The 15,782-nt window shown below is 68.2% G+C and carries 11 protein-coding genes; 5 read left to right on the plus strand and 6 right to left on the minus strand.

Going from position 1 to position 15,782, the window contains the following annotated elements:
• Position 1: 1 nt before the first annotated feature.
• The 5 genes from gsiC to APZ15_RS18230 all read right to left on the minus strand — a co-directional run bounded on the left by gsiC (position 2) and on the right by APZ15_RS18230 (position 6,577).
• Entirely contained in the window at positions 2-922 is a 921-nt protein-coding gene (gene gsiC, locus APZ15_RS18210; RefSeq protein WP_027791364.1) for a glutathione ABC transporter permease GsiC, read from the minus strand.
• 79 nt (positions 923-1,001) lie between these two features.
• The gene (gene gsiB, locus APZ15_RS18215; protein WP_027791363.1) at positions 1,002-2,564 is read right to left on the minus strand and encodes a glutathione ABC transporter substrate-binding protein GsiB; all 1,563 of its coding nucleotides are present in this window, start codon (positions 2,562-2,564) and stop codon (positions 1,002-1,004) included.
• 127 nt (positions 2,565-2,691) lie between these two features.
• A complete protein-coding gene (locus APZ15_RS18220; RefSeq protein ID WP_027791362.1) occupies positions 2,692-4,605 on the minus strand; it encodes a dipeptide ABC transporter ATP-binding protein in 1,914 nt (637 codons plus the stop codon).
• Positions 4,606-4,634: 29 nt separating this feature from the next.
• Complete coding sequence (locus APZ15_RS18225) at positions 4,635-5,636, minus strand: isoaspartyl peptidase/L-asparaginase family protein (RefSeq protein ID WP_027791361.1); 1,002 nt, start codon at positions 5,634-5,636, stop codon at positions 4,635-4,637.
• Entirely contained in the window at positions 5,633-6,577 is a 945-nt protein-coding gene (locus tag APZ15_RS18230) for a MurR/RpiR family transcriptional regulator (RefSeq protein WP_027791360.1), read from the minus strand. Before APZ15_RS18230 ends, APZ15_RS18225 begins: the two co-directional genes overlap by 4 nt.
• Before the next feature lie 472 nt (positions 6,578-7,049).
• On the opposite strand from APZ15_RS18230, the gene APZ15_RS18235 reads away from it, so the two are divergent.
• From APZ15_RS18235 to APZ15_RS18255, 5 genes are all read left to right on the plus strand, one after another.
• Entirely contained in the window at positions 7,050-8,321 is a 1,272-nt protein-coding gene (locus tag APZ15_RS18235) for an MFS transporter (protein ID WP_021156644.1), read from the plus strand.
• A gap of 27 nt (positions 8,322-8,348) precedes the next feature.
• Positions 8,349-10,769 (plus strand): glycoside hydrolase family 31 protein, encoded by a 2,421-nt coding sequence (locus APZ15_RS18240; RefSeq protein ID WP_027791359.1) that lies wholly within the window; start codon positions 8,349-8,351, stop codon positions 10,767-10,769.
• A gap of 107 nt (positions 10,770-10,876) precedes the next feature.
• On the plus strand, positions 10,877-12,064 hold the full coding sequence (locus tag APZ15_RS18245) for a porin (protein ID WP_027791358.1): 1,188 nt from the start codon (positions 10,877-10,879) through the stop codon (positions 12,062-12,064).
• Between the two features lie 320 nt (positions 12,065-12,384).
• On the plus strand, positions 12,385-14,406 hold the full coding sequence (locus APZ15_RS18250; protein ID WP_027791357.1) for a BCCT family transporter: 2,022 nt from the start codon (positions 12,385-12,387) through the stop codon (positions 14,404-14,406).
• 58 nt (positions 14,407-14,464) lie between these two features.
• Complete coding sequence (locus APZ15_RS18255; RefSeq protein WP_027791356.1) at positions 14,465-14,776, plus strand: hypothetical protein; 312 nt, start codon at positions 14,465-14,467, stop codon at positions 14,774-14,776.
• A 99-nt stretch (positions 14,777-14,875) separates the two neighbouring features.
• Here the strand turns inward: APZ15_RS18255 and APZ15_RS18260 are convergent, their stop codons facing one another.
• The gene (locus APZ15_RS18260) at positions 14,876-15,724 is read right to left on the minus strand and encodes a class I SAM-dependent methyltransferase (protein WP_027791355.1); all 849 of its coding nucleotides are present in this window, start codon (positions 15,722-15,724) and stop codon (positions 14,876-14,878) included.
• Positions 15,725-15,782: the final 58 nt, after the last annotated feature.

Raw genomic sequence — 15,782 nt, forward strand, 5'->3', positions numbered from 1 at the left:
CTCACTTGAACCGGATGGTCGGGTTGATGACCGCGTACAGCACGTCGACGGTCAGGTTGATCAGGATGAATTCGAGCGAAAACAGCAACACGATCGCCTGGATCACGGGGTAGTCGCGCATCGTCACGGCATCGACGAGCAGGCGCCCGAGCCCCGGCCAGTTGAACACGACCTCGACGACGATCGAGCCGCCGAGCAGGAAGCCGAACTGCAGCCCCATCATCGTGACGACCGGGATCATCGCGTTGCGCAGGCAGTGCTTGAGCACCACCATCGGCTCGTGCACGCCTTTCGCGCGCGCGGTGCGCACGAAATCCTCGTTCAGCACCTCGACGAACGACGCACGCGTGAAGCGCGCCATCACGGCCGCGACCGCAGCGCCGAGCGTCAGCGACGGCAGCACGTAGCTCCGCCACGAACCGTCCGGCACGACGGGCAGCCAGCCGAGCTTCACCGAGAAAATTTCCATCAGCAGCATGCCGAGCGCGAACGCGGGAAACGAGATGCCCGACACCGCGAGCGTCATGCCGACGCGGTCCGGCCAGCGGTTGCGCCACACCGCCGACGCGATGCCGATCGCCATGCCGAAGGCCGTCGCCCACGCCATGCTGACGAGCGTCAGCATCAGCGTCGGCATGAAACGCTCGCCGATCTCGGTCGAAACCGGCCGCTTGCTGCGGGTCGACAGGCCGAAATCGCCGTGCGCGATCTTCACGAAGAAGTTCACGAACTGCGCGGGCAGCGGCTGGTCGAGCCCGAGATCGGTGCGCACCAGCGCGACCGTCGCGTCGTCGGCTTCGGGCCCGGCCGCGAGCCGCGCCGGGTCGCCCGGCAGCAGGTGGACGAACAGGAACACCAGCACCGCGACGATCGCGAGCGTGGGCAGCAGGCCGAACAGGCGTTTGACGAGAAAATTCAGCATGGGGCACCGATCGAATCAGCGTGCCGGCGGCTTGCGCCGCCGGCACCGCGTGGCGGACGAACCGCCGTCATCACCACTGTCATTTCAGCGAGATTTCGTCGAAGTTGAACGAGCCGTCCGGCATCACGTATGCCCCCTGAAGCCGCTTGCTGCGCGCATACACGATCTTCTCCTGCACGAGGAAGATCCACGGCGCATCGGCCCAGATCTGCTTCTGCGCATCGGCGTAGAGCTCGGCCTTCTTCGTGCGGTCGACCGTCTCCAGTGCCTTCGAGAGATCGCCGTCGACCGTGTCGTTCTTGTAGTACGCGGTATTCAGGAGCTTCGGCGGCGCCGACGAGCCGGCGAGCAGCGGCGTGATCGCCCAGTTCGCCTCGCCGGTCGACGACGACCAGCCGATGTAGTACATCCGCACCGGCGCCTTCGCCGGATCCGGCGCGCTCTCGACCTTCGCGACGCGCTCGCCGGCTTCCAGCGCCTGCACCTGAACCTTCACGCCGACCTGCGCGAGCTGCTGCTGCACGAACTGGATCGCCTTCTGCGACGTCGAGTTGTTATAGGCGGACCACAGCGTCGTCTCGAAGCCGTTCGGGTAACCGGCCTCCTTCAGCAGCGCGCGCGCCTTCGCCGGGTCGTACGGCCACGGGCCCGGCTTCGTCGCGTAGTCGACGCCCTGCGGAACCACGCCGGTGGACGGCGTCGCGAAGCCGGCGAACGCGACCTTCGCGAGCGCTTCCTTGTTCACCGCATAGTTCAGCGCCTGGCGCACCTTCGGGTTGTCGAACGGCTTCTGCTGCAGGTTCAGCGACACGTAGCGCTGCACGATCGACGGCCGCTCCACGACGTCGACCTTCGGGTTGCCCTTCAGGTCGGCAGCCTGCTCGAACGGAATGCGGAACGCGAAATCGGCCTCGCCCGTCTTGATCAGCGCCGCGCGCGTGTTGTTGTCGACCACCGGCTTCCAGTCGATCGCGTCGATCTTCGGGTAGCCCTTCTTCCAGTAGCCGGCGAACTTCTTCACCTTCAGGTCGTCGGTCTGCTTCCATTCGACGAACTCGAACGGCCCCGTGCCAACCGGATGCAGCGCGATGTCGCGGCCCCACTTCTTCAGCGCGGCCGGCGAGATCATCACGGCCGACGGGTGCGCGAGCGTGTTGATCAGCGCGGAGAACGGCTCGCGCAGCGTGATCTTCACCGTGTACGGATCGACCACTTCGGTCTTCTCGATCACGCGGAACATGTTGTAGCGCTTCAGGTGGTTCGCGGGATCGGTCACGCGGTCGAAGTTCGCCTTCACGGCCGCCGCGTTGAAATCGGTGCCGTCGTGGAACTTCACGCCCTGGCGCAGCTTGATCGTGTAGGTCTTCGCATCCGGGCTCGCGTCGTAGCCGGTTGCCAGCACGTTGACGAGCTTCATGTCCTTGTCGAAGCCGAACAGCCCCTGGTAGAACGACTTGACGACGGCCTGCGACACCGTGTCGTTCGCGTCGTACGGGTCCATCGTCGTGAACGTCGAATCCACCGCCATCACCGCGGTCTGCTGCGCGAACGCGGGCACCGCGGCCGACAGCGCGAGCGCGCCGGCACCCGCTGCGAGCAGTGCGCGTGGACGGAACATCGGGAACGAATACGGCTTGTTCATCTTGCTGGGCTCCTGTGGGTGATTCGATAACGCGTGGTGAGAGTCGCGGCGGGACGGCGCCCGCTCGGGGAAAATGCGTCGTTGCCTCGCTCGTGCGCAGCTGCGGTCCATGGCAACCTGCGCGCGTTCAGTACGCGCCGCCGACGCGGTGCGTCGCGACGTAGTGATCCGGGCCGACCGCGACGAGCGGCGCGACGACCGGCTCGTCGCCGGCCGCGCGGATCGGGCTCGGGATTTCGTCCGCCGCGAGCTGGCGCGGGGCGTGCCGGCGCGCGGGGTCAGCCACCGGCACCGCGCTCATCAGCTTCTTCGTATACGGATGCTGCGGCGCCTCGAACACCGCGCGGCGCGGGCCGATCTCGACGATCTGGCCGAGATACATCACCGCGACGCGATGGCTGATGCGCTCGACGACGGCCATGTCGTGCGAGATGAACAGGTACGCGACGCCGAGTTCGCGCTGCAGGTCGAGCATCAGGTTGACGATCTGCGCCTGCACCGACACGTCGAGCGCCGACACCGATTCGTCGGCGATCACGACCTTCGGGTTCAGCGCGAGCGCGCGCGCGATCGCGATCCGCTGGCGCTGGCCGCCCGAGAATTCATGCGGATAACGACGCGCGGCCTCGGGCGGCAGGCCGACCTTGTCGAGCAGCCAGTCGACCCGCGCCTGCGCTTCGCGGCCGCTCGCGACACCGTGCACGAGCAGCGGCTCCATGATCGAGAAACCCACGGTCAGGCGCGGGTTCAGCGATGCGAACGGGTCCTGGAAGATGAACTGGATGTTCCGGCGCAGCGCCTGCAGGTCGGGGCCTTTCAGCGCGCTGATGTCGCGGCCGTCGAACTCGATCGAGCCGCTCTGCGATTCGACGAGGCGCAGCAGCGAGCGGCCGGTGGTCGACTTGCCGCAGCCCGATTCGCCGACCAGCGCGAGCGTCTCGCCCGCGCGCAACTCGAAGCTCACACGCTCGACCGCATGCACGTATTGCGATACGCGGCCGAACACGCCACTCTTCACCGGGAAGCGCGTCACGAGATCGCGCACGCGCAGGATCGGCGACGCGGATTGATCGAAGCCCCGCTGCGCATCGCTCTTCGCCGCCGGTGCGGGCGCCGGCGATGCCGCCGGTGCTGCCGTGTTTGCACCCTCCACCTTCAGCAGCGGGAATTTCTCGGGCGCGTCGGTGCCCTGCATCGAGCCGAGCTTCGGCACGGCCGCGAGCAACGCACGCGTGTAGCGATGCGCGGGCGCCGCGAAGATGCGATCCGATTCGCCCTCCTCGACCTTCTCGCCGCGATACATCACGAGCACGCGGTCGGCCACTTCGGCCACCACGCCCATGTCGTGCGTGATGAAGATCACGCCCATGTTCATTTCGTCCTGCAGCCCGCGCACCAGTTGCAGGATCTGCGCCTGGATCGTCACGTCGAGCGCGGTCGTCGGCTCGTCGGCGATCAGCAGCGCGGGCCGGCACGACAGCGCCATCGCGATCATCACGCGCTGCCGCATCCCGCCCGACAACTGGTGCGGATAGCGCGCGAACACGCGGCGCGCCTCCGGAATGCGCACGAGTTCGAGCAGCCGCAGCGTCTCCGCGCGCGCTTCCGATGCACTCTTCGACTGATGCAGCGCGATCGCCTCGCTGATCTGGTCGCCGACCGTAAACACCGGGTTCAGCGACGTCATCGGCTCCTGGAAGATCATCGCGATGTCCGCGCCGCGAATGCCGCGCATCGTCGCACCGCTTGCCTGCGCAAGATCGACGAGCGCGCCGCCGCGCCGGCGGAACGCGATCCGGCCGTTCGTGATCGCGCCGCCGCCGTGCTCGACGAGCCGCATCAGCGCGAGCGACGTGACCGACTTGCCCGAGCCCGATTCGCCGACGATCGCGAGCGTCTCGCCGCGATCGACGTGAAACGACACGTTGCGCACCGCGTCGAACGTCGCGCCTTCGCGGCGGAACGTGACCGACAGGTCGTCGACGGCCACCACGCGCTGCTCGGGCAGCACCAGGCCGGACGGGTTTCGGCTCGAAGTCATCGTGGAATTCCTCTTCGTGCTGGCCGGGATCAGGCCGTGTCGTCGTCGCGGTAGATGCCGACCACCGGCGCTTCACCGACGCGCGCGTAACCGCGATACATCCCTTCGGTGTTGAACGGCATCGCGACGTTGCCCTGCGCGTCGACCGCGATGATCCCGCCGCGGCCCGCGAGGCGCGGCAGCTTGTTCATCACGACGTCGTGCGCGGCATCGGCGAGCGACGCGCCGCGATACGCGATCTGCGCGGCAATGTCATGCGCGGTCGCGAGCCGGATGAACATCTCGCCGGTGCCCGTCGACGACACCGCGCAGGTCGCGTCGTCCGCATAGCAGCCTGCGCCGATGATCGGCGAATCGCCGACGCGCCCCGGCTGCTTGTTCGTGATGCCGCCCGTCGACGTCGCCGCCGCGATGTGGCCGTACCGGTCGCACGCGACCGCGCCGACCGTGCCGTGCTTGCGGTCCGGATCGAGCGGCTCGGCCGGCTGCGGCTGCGACGGTGATTTGCCGAACGCGAACGTCGCCGCGTCATGGTCGAGCATCGCGCCGGCTGCCGTGCGCGCCTTGACCCACTGCGCGTGACGCGCTTCGGTGTCGAAATAGCCGGGCTCCGCGAGTTCGAGCCCCTGTGCGGCCGCGAACGCATCGGCCCCCGCGCCGGCGAACAGCACGTGTTCGCTCGCCTCCATCACGCGCCGCGCGGCAAGCACCGGATTGCGCACGCGCGTCGCGCAGCAGATCGCACCCGCGCCGAGCGTCGCGCCATCCATGACCGCCGCGTCGAGTTCATGCTTGCCTTCGGCCGTATAGACGGCACCGCGCCCGGCGTTGAACAACGGACAGTCCTCGAGCATCCGCACCGCGACGGTGACGGCGTCGAGCGCGCTGCCGCCGTCGGCCAGCACCTGCTGGGCGGCCGTCAGAATCGCGGTCAGCTCGGCACGGTACTGACGTTCGGTATCGGAATCCATCGCATCGCGCAGGATCGTGCCTGCGCCGCCGTGAATCGCAACGATCGCGGGTGAAGTCATGTTTTTTTCGGACGGTGGGAAGAAGGGTTGGCGGCCGGCTGCGTCGCTTGCGGCTGCATGAGCCACGGCAGCAGGAATTCGGTCATCTCGGCGGCGGATTTCGCGGACCGGTGCGTGCGCAGCGCGACCGCGTCGATCAGCGCCTCGATCATCGTGAGCACGGCGGCTTCCGACGTGGCCGCGAAGCGCCGTTCGGCCTTGACGTACAGGTTCAGCGACGCGATCGGCGCCAGCGGCGATTGCGGGCCGTCGGAGATACCGAGTACGCGTGCACCGCGCGCCGCCGCGCGGCGGGCCAGTTCGATCGTGTCCTTCACGTAGCGCGGAAACGCGAGCGCGATCACGAGATCGCGCGAGTCGGCCGTATAGAGCCGCCGTGCCGCGTGCGACGGGCCGCCGAGCAGCGCGAGCGACTGCACGTTGTCGTGGCAGACGGACAGCCCGTGCTCCATCAGCCCGGCGAGGAACGCGCTCGACCCCGCGCCGAGGATCAGCACGCGCCGCGCGCCGACGATCGCCTCGACCGCGGCCTCGACGTCGGCCGCGTCCAGTTGCGCGCGCGTGTTCTCGATGTTCGCGACGGCCTGGTCGAATACCGCGTCGATCCATGCGGCACCGCGCACCCCGGACTCCTGCTCCTGCGCGGAACGCAGCCGCTCGACCGGTCCGAGCGTCGCTTCGAAGCCGCGCACGAGCGCCGCGCGCATCGCCGGATAGCCGTCGAAACCGAGCGCCTTCGCGAAACGGTTCGCGGTCGCGATCGACGCATTCACGGCCTGCGCGAGTTCGTCGATGCGCATCGTCGCCGCGCGGAACGGATTCGCGAGCACGAACTCGCCCATGCGCCGGTGGATCGGCGTCATCAACGGCATCGCCGACGCGATCCGTTCGGCGATCGCGGGTTCGTCGTGACTGGCATCGTGCGGAGCGAGAGGCGTCATGCGAAGGGTTGTTGAAAGAATGATGGAAATGAATTTACACAATCCCAATTACGAAAAGAAATAAATTTTCATCCGGGTTGTGGCGTCCCGTCCCCCCGCCCCGCGATCGCCCGACGCCCGCACAGCCCCGCCGCACGGGCCTTTGGCGCGTGATCGCCGCAGGTCCGCACGTGCGTCGCCTGCGCCCGCCCATGGGGAAAACCCCGAGCAAGTTCGTTCGAATGCAATTTCGCGTTGACCGGATTCGAATTCGAACATAGGATGTTCGAAAATGATCAGTCGTCCGATAACTTCAGCCTCCGACAACGGCGAAGTGTTCGCTTGAACGCCATCATTCCGCGTCAAACCGGGAAAACTGGCAGCCATCAAGATCGGACATCGTACGAATAAAGCGAAACAGGCCATCCCGAACGGATGGTCGTCATGGATCGGTCCGGCGCCGCGCGCCGGCCCTGCCCGACAGGAGACAGCAGTGAAGACAGTCAAGGCGTTGCGCTGGTGGATCATCGTGCTCGTATGTCTCGGCACGATCCTCAACTACCTCGCACGGAATTCCCTCGCGGTGCTCGCCCCCGAGCTGAAGCACGTGTTCGCGATCTCGACGCAGCAGTATTCGTACATCGTCGGCGCATTCCAGATCGGTTACACGATCATGCAGCCCGTGTGCGGTTTCATCGTCGACCTGATCGGGCTGCGGCTCGGGTTCGCGCTGTTCGCGATGCTGTGGTCGGTGGTCGGCGTCGCGCACGGCTTCGCATCGGGCTGGCTGTCGCTCGGCATCCTGCGCGGCCTCCTGGGCCTGTTCGAAGCCGCCGCGATTCCGTCGGGGATGAAGGCGGTTGCGGAATGGTTTCCCGATCGCGAAAAATCCGTCGCGGTCGGCTATTTCAACGCGGGCACGTCGCTCGGCGCCGCGATCGCGCCGCCGCTCGTCGTGTTCCTGTCGATGCGGTTCGGCTGGCAGGCCGCGTTCATGGCCACCGGCGCGCTCGGTTTCCTGTGGGCCGCGCTCTGGTACACGCAATACCGGTCGCCCGCCGACCATCCGCGCATCACGCCGCAGGAACGCGCGCTGATCCGCGACGGCCAGGCGACGATGCCGCCCGTGTCGAAGCGCCGCATTCGCGACGTCGTCACCGCGCGGCGCTTCTGGGCCATCGCGCTGCCGCGCTTCTTCGCCGAGCCTGCGTGGCAGACCTTCAGCTTCTGGATTCCGCTGTACCTCGCAACCGAGCGCCACATGCCGCTCACGCAGATCGCGATCTTCGCGTGGATGCCGTTTCTCGCGGCCGACGCCGGCGGCATCGCGGGCGGCTACCTGTCGCCGTATCTCGCGAAGCGGTTCAGGCTGCCGCTCGTGTGGTCGCGCGTCGCCGGCGTCGCGCTCGGCGCGGTGCTGATGCTCGGGCCCGCGATGATCGGGCTCGTGTCGTCGCCGTACACGGCCATCGCGCTGTTCTGCGTCGGCGGCTTCGCGCACCAGATGATCTCCGCGCTCGTCAACACGCTGTCGGCCGACGTGTTCGATTCCGAGGAAGTCGGTACCGCGAGCGGCTTCGCCGGAATGGCCGCGTGGATCGGCGGGCTCGGTTTCTCGCTGCTGGTCGGCGCGCTCGCCGACAAGATCGGCTATGCGCCGCTGTTCGCGTGCCTCGGCCTGTTCGACATCATCGGCGTCACGCTGCTCGCGGTGCTGATCCGCGGGCAGTCGAAGCAGGAACGCCTGCTCGCACGGCACGCCTGACCTTCGCCCTTAACTGGAACCGCATTTATGACTTCGCTTCTTCATCCGCCCGTGTTCCGCGTCGCCGGCCAGCACGCGAACCGTGTGCTGCTCGCGTCCGATACGGGCGCGACCCTCGAGATCTTCGTGCTCGAGGACGACATCGTGCGCGTACGCGTGCTGCCCGACGCCACGGCGCGCAACCCGCGCACGTGGACGATCGCGCCGGGCCTCGACGACGTGCCGCTCGACGGACGCGACCGCCTCGAACTCGACGGCTTCGCGCTGCCCGCCTTCACCCTCGTCGAGGACGACGACGGCCTGCACATCGAGACCGCGCAGATCCGGCTCGCCGTGCGCTGGCAAGGCGGCCATTGCACGTGGTCGATGCGCGGCGCAGACGGTACGTGGCGAGTCGCGCTTGCCGACCGCCCGACGCAGGCCTACAACTTCGGCTGGTGGGACGACCGCGCATATCACTACGTCGCCCGCGACCGCGGCGACAAGGTGTTCGGCCTCGGCGAACGCGCGGGCGAGCTCGACCGCACGGGCGCGCGCTTCGAGATGCGCAACATCGACGCGATGGGCTACAGCGCGAAGCACACGGACCCGCTGTACAAGCACATCCCGTTCTACATCACGTGGTCGCCGGACGCCTGCCAGGGCTTCGGGCTGTTCTACGACACGCTGTCGGACTGCGCGTTCGACATGGGCCGCGAGCTCGACAACTATCACGGTCCGTACCGCTACTTCGTCGCCGAGCATGGCGATCTCGACTACTACTTCATCGCGTCGCCCGACACGCCGCTCGCGGCCGCGCGGCGCTTCACGTGGCTCACGGGGCGCCCCGCGCGCACCCCGAAATGGGGGCTCGGCTACTCGGGCTCGACGATGAGCTACACCGATGCGCCGGACGCGCAGCAGCAGATGAACCAGTTCGTCGAACAGTGCGACACGCACGACATCCTGTGCGATTCGTTCCACCTGTCGTCGGGCTATACGTCGATCGGCGCGAAGCGCTACGTGTTCAACTGGAACCGCGACAAGTTTCCCGACGCGAAGGGCTTCGTGCAGCATTACCGCGACCACGGCATCCGCCTGTGCGCGAACATCAAGCCGTGCCTGCTGCGCGACCATCCCGCCTTCGAAGACGCCGCAACGCGCGGGCTGCTGATCCGCTCGGCGTCCGGCGAGCCGGCCTGGGTGCAGTTCTGGGACGAGGTGGGCGCGTATCTCGACTTCACGCAGCCGGACGCGTACCGCTGGTGGCGCGAGCAGGTCACGTCGGCGCTGCTCGAATACGGGATCGAGTCGACCTGGAACGACAACAACGAATACGAGATCTGGTCGCCCGACGCGATCGCGCACGGCTTCGGCCAGCCGTTTCCCGCGCGCGAGGCGAAGGTGCTGCAGACGATGCTGATGATGCGCGCGTCGCGCGAAGCGCAGCGTGCGCATGCACCGGCGCAGCGCCCGTTCCTCGTGTCGCGCTCCGGCGGCGCCGGCATGCAGCGTTATGTGCAGACCTGGTCCGGCGACAACTACACGTCGTGGGAAACGCTGCGCTACAACCTGAAGATGGGCCTCGGGCTCGCGCTGTCGGGCGTGTCGAACATCGGCCACGACATCGGCGGCTTCTCCGGGCCCGCGCCGTCGCCCGAACTGCTGCTGCGCTGGGTGCAGTTCGGCATCTTCATGCCGCGCTTCAGCATCCATTCGTGGAACGACGACGGCACCGTCAACGAACCGTGGATGTACCCGGAGATCACCGCGCAGGTCGCATCGCTGATCAAGCAGCGCTACCGCCTGCTGCCCTACCTCTATCACCTGCTGTGGCTGTCGACGACGCGCTACGAGCCCGTGCTGCGGCCGACCTTCGCCGATTTCCCCGGCGACGCGCGCTGCTACGACGCATGCGACGACATGATGCTCGGCGACGCGCTGCTCGTCGCGCCGGTCGTCGATCCGGGCCTGACGGAGCGCACCGTCTACCTGCCGTCGGGCGCGCGCTGGATGTGCTGTGCGAGCGCGCAGTCGTTCGACGGCGGCGCGAGCGTAACGCTGCCCGCCCCGCTCGACACGCCGGTGATGCTGCTGCGCGAGGGCCGCGTGCTGCCGCTGAACGTCGCGGAACAGCATTTCGGCGCACGTGCCGACACGCGCGGCTTCGTCGTCGCGCCGCGCGTCGAGGACGGCGTCGCGTACGGCGAATGCATCGAGGACGACGGCGAGACGGAAGCATGGCGCGACGGCGAATACGGGCTGTGGCGCGTCGAAACCGGCCGCGAGGCGTCGGGCGTGCTCGGCGTGTCGGTGCGCTGGGACGGCCGCCCGGCACGCCCGGCCGACCGCGTCGAGATCCTGCTGCCCGCGTCGGTGCAAGGCGCGGTCGCAGTGCGCGGCGCACGCGTCGAACAGGATGCGCAGAGCGGTACATGGCGCCGCATCGTCGTCGCCTTCGACAACTGAAGCAAACCCGATCGGGCGGGCCGTTCATGCGGCCCGCCGCCCGCCACAGAGGAGGCGATCGAGCCTCCCGTCCACCTTGAAAAGATGAAGAGATCCGGAGATCGACAATGAAAGCACCCGTCAACCGCTATGCAATCCTGATTTTGTCGACCGCATCGCTCGGCGCGACCGCTGCCCATGCGCAGAGCAGCGTGACGCTGTACGGCGTCGTCGACGATTCGCTCGCGTACGTGAACAACCAGCAGGGCCATTCGAACCTCTACATGCGCGACGGCAACCTGTATGCGTCGAAGTTCGGGCTGCGCGGCGACGAGGATCTGGGCGGCGGCACGCATGCGATCTTCGACCTGCAGTCCGGCTTCAACCTGAACAACGGCGCGCAATCCGCCGCCGGCCTGATATTCAATCGCCAGGCCTTCGTCGGCCTGCGCAACGATCGCTACGGCACGATGACGGCCGGCCGCCAGTACACGCCCTACTTCCTGTTCGTCGGCCCGTACGCGTCGAGCAGCTGGCTGACCGGTGCGACGGGCGCGCACCCGGGCGACATCGACGGCCTCGACACGACGATCCGCGTGAACAATTCGGTAACCTATACGTCGCCGACCTTCGCCGGACTGACCGCGAGCGCGATGTACGCATTCGGCGGCATTGCCGGCGCGACCGGCAAGGGCAACACGTTCAGCGCCGCACTGCGTTATGCGAACGGGCCGATCGGCGTCGCGGCCGGCTACCTGCGCATCAACAGCTCGGGCTCGTCGGCAGGCTTCCTGAATCCGGCGACCGCCGCGTCGGGCAGCTTCGCGGTGTCCGTGCTGAACCAGGGCTACCTGACCGCGAAGGCCGTCGAGCAGGTCGCGGCGGCCGGCAACTACACGCTCGGCAACCTGACGATGGGCGTCAACTATTCGAACGTGAAGTATCTGCCCGGCAACGGCTCCGCGTTCACGGACACGGCCGTGTTCAACACCTACGGCGCGCTCGCCGCGTACCGCTTCACGCCTGCATTCTCGGTGGCCGGCGCGTTCGCGTACACGCTCGCGTCGAAGGCGAACGGCATCGACAGCGCGGCCCGCTACCAGCAGTATTCGCTGAAGGAGTCGTACAGCCTGTCGAAGCGCACGACGCTCTATGCGCTGCAGGCGTACACGCATTCGAGCGGCCGGACGCTCGGTGCGCAAGGTGCCGGCCACGTGATCGACGCGGCGCCGATCGTCGGCGATTCGCAGCAGCTCACGCCTTCGACGACGCACGGCCAGTTCGTCGGCATGGCCGGCATCGCCGTCACGTTCTGAGCCATCGCGGCAGCGCCTTCGGCGCACTGCCCCTGCCCCGGGGCGACACGTATTTCGCGGATGCCTCGCGTGCTGTCCGGGCGCCCGATACGCGGCCGCCGCGGGGCGTTTTCAGCGCCCCGTCCGCACGCCGCACAAACTGCACGGGTTTTCTCGATCCCCCCGATACCTTACAATTCGTCAGGTTCAACCCTCCTGCATACCCCTTCTTGCAGTCCTGACACCGCGGTACACTCGACGCACGCCGTATCAGGGTCCGACGCGCGACACGCGCGCCGGGCGGCGTCGCGCCTCGTTGCGCCCACAACTGGATGCCAGCCATGCCAGATTCCCGCCCCTCGCCCCGCACGACATTCAAGCCGCAGGTCGTCCTGCCCGCGCTCGCGGTCATCGGCGCACTGCTCGTCGTGTGTGCGCTGCTCCCAAGCGAAGCCGGCGCGCTGTTCTCCGCCGGCCAGCAATGGGTCGTCGCCCGCTTCGACTGGTTCTACGTGCTCGCCGTCACCGGCTTCCTCGTGTTTCTCGTGCTGATCGCCGCGAGCGACTTCGGCAACATCCGGCTCGGCCCCGACGATGCCGAACCCGAATTCAGCTTCGTGTCGTGGACAGCGATGCTGTTCGCGGCCGGCATGGGCATCGGCCTCATGTACTTCGGCGTCGGCGAGCCGATGCAGCACTTCCTGAAGCCGCCGACCGTCGACCCCGGCACGCCCGCCGCTGCCCGCGAGGCGATGCTGATGACCTTCTTCCACTGGGGCTTCCACGCGTGGGCAATCTACGGGCTGATGGGGCTCGTGCTCGCGTACTTCGGCTTCCGCTACAACCTGCCGCTGACGCTCCGCTCGGGGCTGTATCCGGTGCTGCGCGAGCGCATCAACGGCTGGATCGGCCACACGGTCGACGCGTTCGCGCTGGTCGGCACGGTCGCCGGCATCGCGACGACGCTCGGCTACGGGGTGATGCAGATCAGCGCGGGCCTGCATACGGTCGCCGGCTGGGATACGGGCAGCAATGCATTTCGCATCGGGCTCGTCGCGCTCGTCGTGATCCTCGCAGGGCTGTCGGCCGCGAGCGGCCTCGACAAGGGTGTGCGGCGGCTGTCCGAACTGAACCTGCTGCTCGCGTTCCTGCTGCTCGCGTTCGTCGCCGTCACGGGCCCGACGGCGTTCCTGTTGCGCGCGCTCGGCGACAACATCGGCCAGTACCTGTCGAGCCTCGTCGACCTGTCGTTCCGCACGTACGCGTATGCGTCGCCGCGCGAGGAAGGCTGGTTCGGCGGCTGGACGATCCTCTACTGGGCATGGTGGGTGTCGTGGTCGCCGTTCGTCGGCATGTTCATCGCACGCATCTCGCGCGGCCGCACGATCCGCCAGTTCGTGATCGGCGTGCTGCTCGTGCCGACCGCGTTCAACCTCGTGTGGATGACCGTGTTCGGCAACAGCGCGATCTGGCTCGATACGCACGGCGCGGCCGGCGCGCTCGCGCAGACGGCCACCAATGTCGACGCGCTGCTGTTCCGCTTCTTCGATTTCCTGCCGCTGTCGCAAGGGCTGTCGATCGCCGCGATCGTGCTGATCGCGGTGTTCTTCGTCACGTCCGCCGATTCGGGCGCGTTCGTGATCGACCAGATCGCGACGCGCGGCCACGCGCACTCGCCCGTCTGGCAACGGCTGTTCTGGGCCGCGCTGCTCGGCGTGACGGCCGCGGTGCTGCTCGTCGCAGGCGGGCTCGGCGCATTGCAGGCGATGACGCTGATCGCCGCGCTGCCGGTCGCGATCATCATGATCGCGCTCTGCTACGGGCTGTGGCGCGGGCTCGCGGCCGACCGCGTGCACTATTCGCAGGACGTCGCGCCCGCGACGAGCTTCTGGACCGGCCAGCACTGGCGCCACCGCCTGACGCACATCCTGCGGCAGACGACCGAAGCCGAAGCACGCCAGTTCGTCGCCGAAACGGTCGAGCCGGCGCTGCGCAAAGTCGCCGACGAGTTGCGCGCGGGCGGCGTCGATGCGCACGTGCAGCGCGACAGCGACGACGCCGTGCGCCTCACCGTGCCGACCGCCGACCACCGCGATTTCGTGTACGGCGTGCGCGTGACGGTGAAATCGGCGGCCGCGTTCCTCGTGCGCGAGACGGCCGGGCCGGAAGCGGCACGGGCCCACGTGTACGGGATCGTCACGTTCTTCGAGGACGGGCGGCTCGGCTACGACGTCGAATACCTGCGCGGCGACGAAGTGATCGCCGACGTGTTGCGCCAGTACGAACGCTACGTGTCGCTCGCGGCCGACAAGCGCACGCATCTGCTGAGCCGCGCGCCGGGGCATGCGACGGAGGCCGAATGAACCTGCCCGCCGTCTTTGCCGCGCCGCGGCGGCCTGCCACGGCCGACGGAGCCGCACGATGACCGGGCTCCTGCAAAGCCGCGCCTCCGACGTCATCGCGCTCGGCACGCTCGCCGTGCTCTATCTCGGCGGAGCCGGCATCGCGCTGTGGCGGATCCGCGCCGCGGCGCCGCGCGGCAAGGTCTACTGGATCGTCTGCGCGGCGCTGCTCGCCGGCGGCGCCGTCGCGATGGGCATCAACCTGTCGCCGATGCCGAACACCGGAGACATGCCGCCCGGGTTCGCGCTCGGCGTCGAGGCCGTCCTGCTCGGTCTCGCATTGGTCGCCGGCGGTTGCGCGTGGCTGATGCTGCGCGCGCGGCGACGCTGACGCGCGTATGTCATGCGGCCCGGCCACGTCCCGCGCGAACGACGTCGCGCGGGGCGAAGCGGCCGCCCCTTCCCCGATCCGCTTCCTCGCCGCAACGTGTCACACGGACGGTGCACGCGCCGTCACGAGCCAGCAAGCCGCGTCGAAGCGCACATCCGCGCCGTCGACGTAAGGCTCGAATGCGGCACGCATCGTGTCGACCACGCGCCGCTGCGTTGCGTCGTCCACTTCCAGCAACGCCAGCCCGACCGGGCCTAGCCGGGTGATGTAGTCGTCCAGCGCGGACGCGGGCAGCGCGCATGCCAGTTCGACCGGCTCGATCGCCACGTCCGCCCAGCCGCTGTCCGCCAGCACCGACGCGATCCGCTGCCGGTCGCCGAAGCCGAACTGCCCCGGCGCGCCGGGCCGCCGTGCGGGCAGGTTCGGCAGCAACGGCGCCGCGGCCCGCTCGGCGATCGTCATGAACGGATTGTCTGCCGCGCTGCGCCATGCGACGAACCGCATCCGCGCATCCGGCCGCGCCGCCTGCCGCAGATTCGCGAACGCGCGAACCGGATCGTCGAAGAACATCACGCCGAGGCGCGACACGATCAGGTCGACGCTCGCGGGCTCGAACGCGTGCGTCTGCACATCGGCACGCACGAAGCGGGCAGGGACGCCGCTGCGTTCGGCTCGCGCCTGCGCGGCGTCGATCATCCGGGCCGAGATATCGATACCCGTGCATTGCGCATGCGCGCCGAGCCGCCGCGCGATCGCAACCGTGACCGCGCCCGTGCCGCAGCCGACGTCGAGCACGCTGCGCGCGGACGACGCGGCAATCTCCTCCACGAGCAACCGCTCCAACGGCTCGAACATCCGGTCGATCAGCGCCTGCGTCTCGACCCAGGCGCGCCCCGACGGGCCGTTCCAAAGCGCGGATTGTTGGTCATTGGGCCGTCTGGTTTCCATCGTCGATTCCCTTTCCGGTTCATTGATCGTGCCTCGCACTTTGCTGCTTCAAGCCGGC

It is taken from the genome of Burkholderia cepacia ATCC 25416, assembly GCF_001411495.1.
In the GTDB taxonomy this organism is placed as follows: Bacteria; Pseudomonadota; Gammaproteobacteria; order Burkholderiales; family Burkholderiaceae; genus Burkholderia; species Burkholderia cepacia.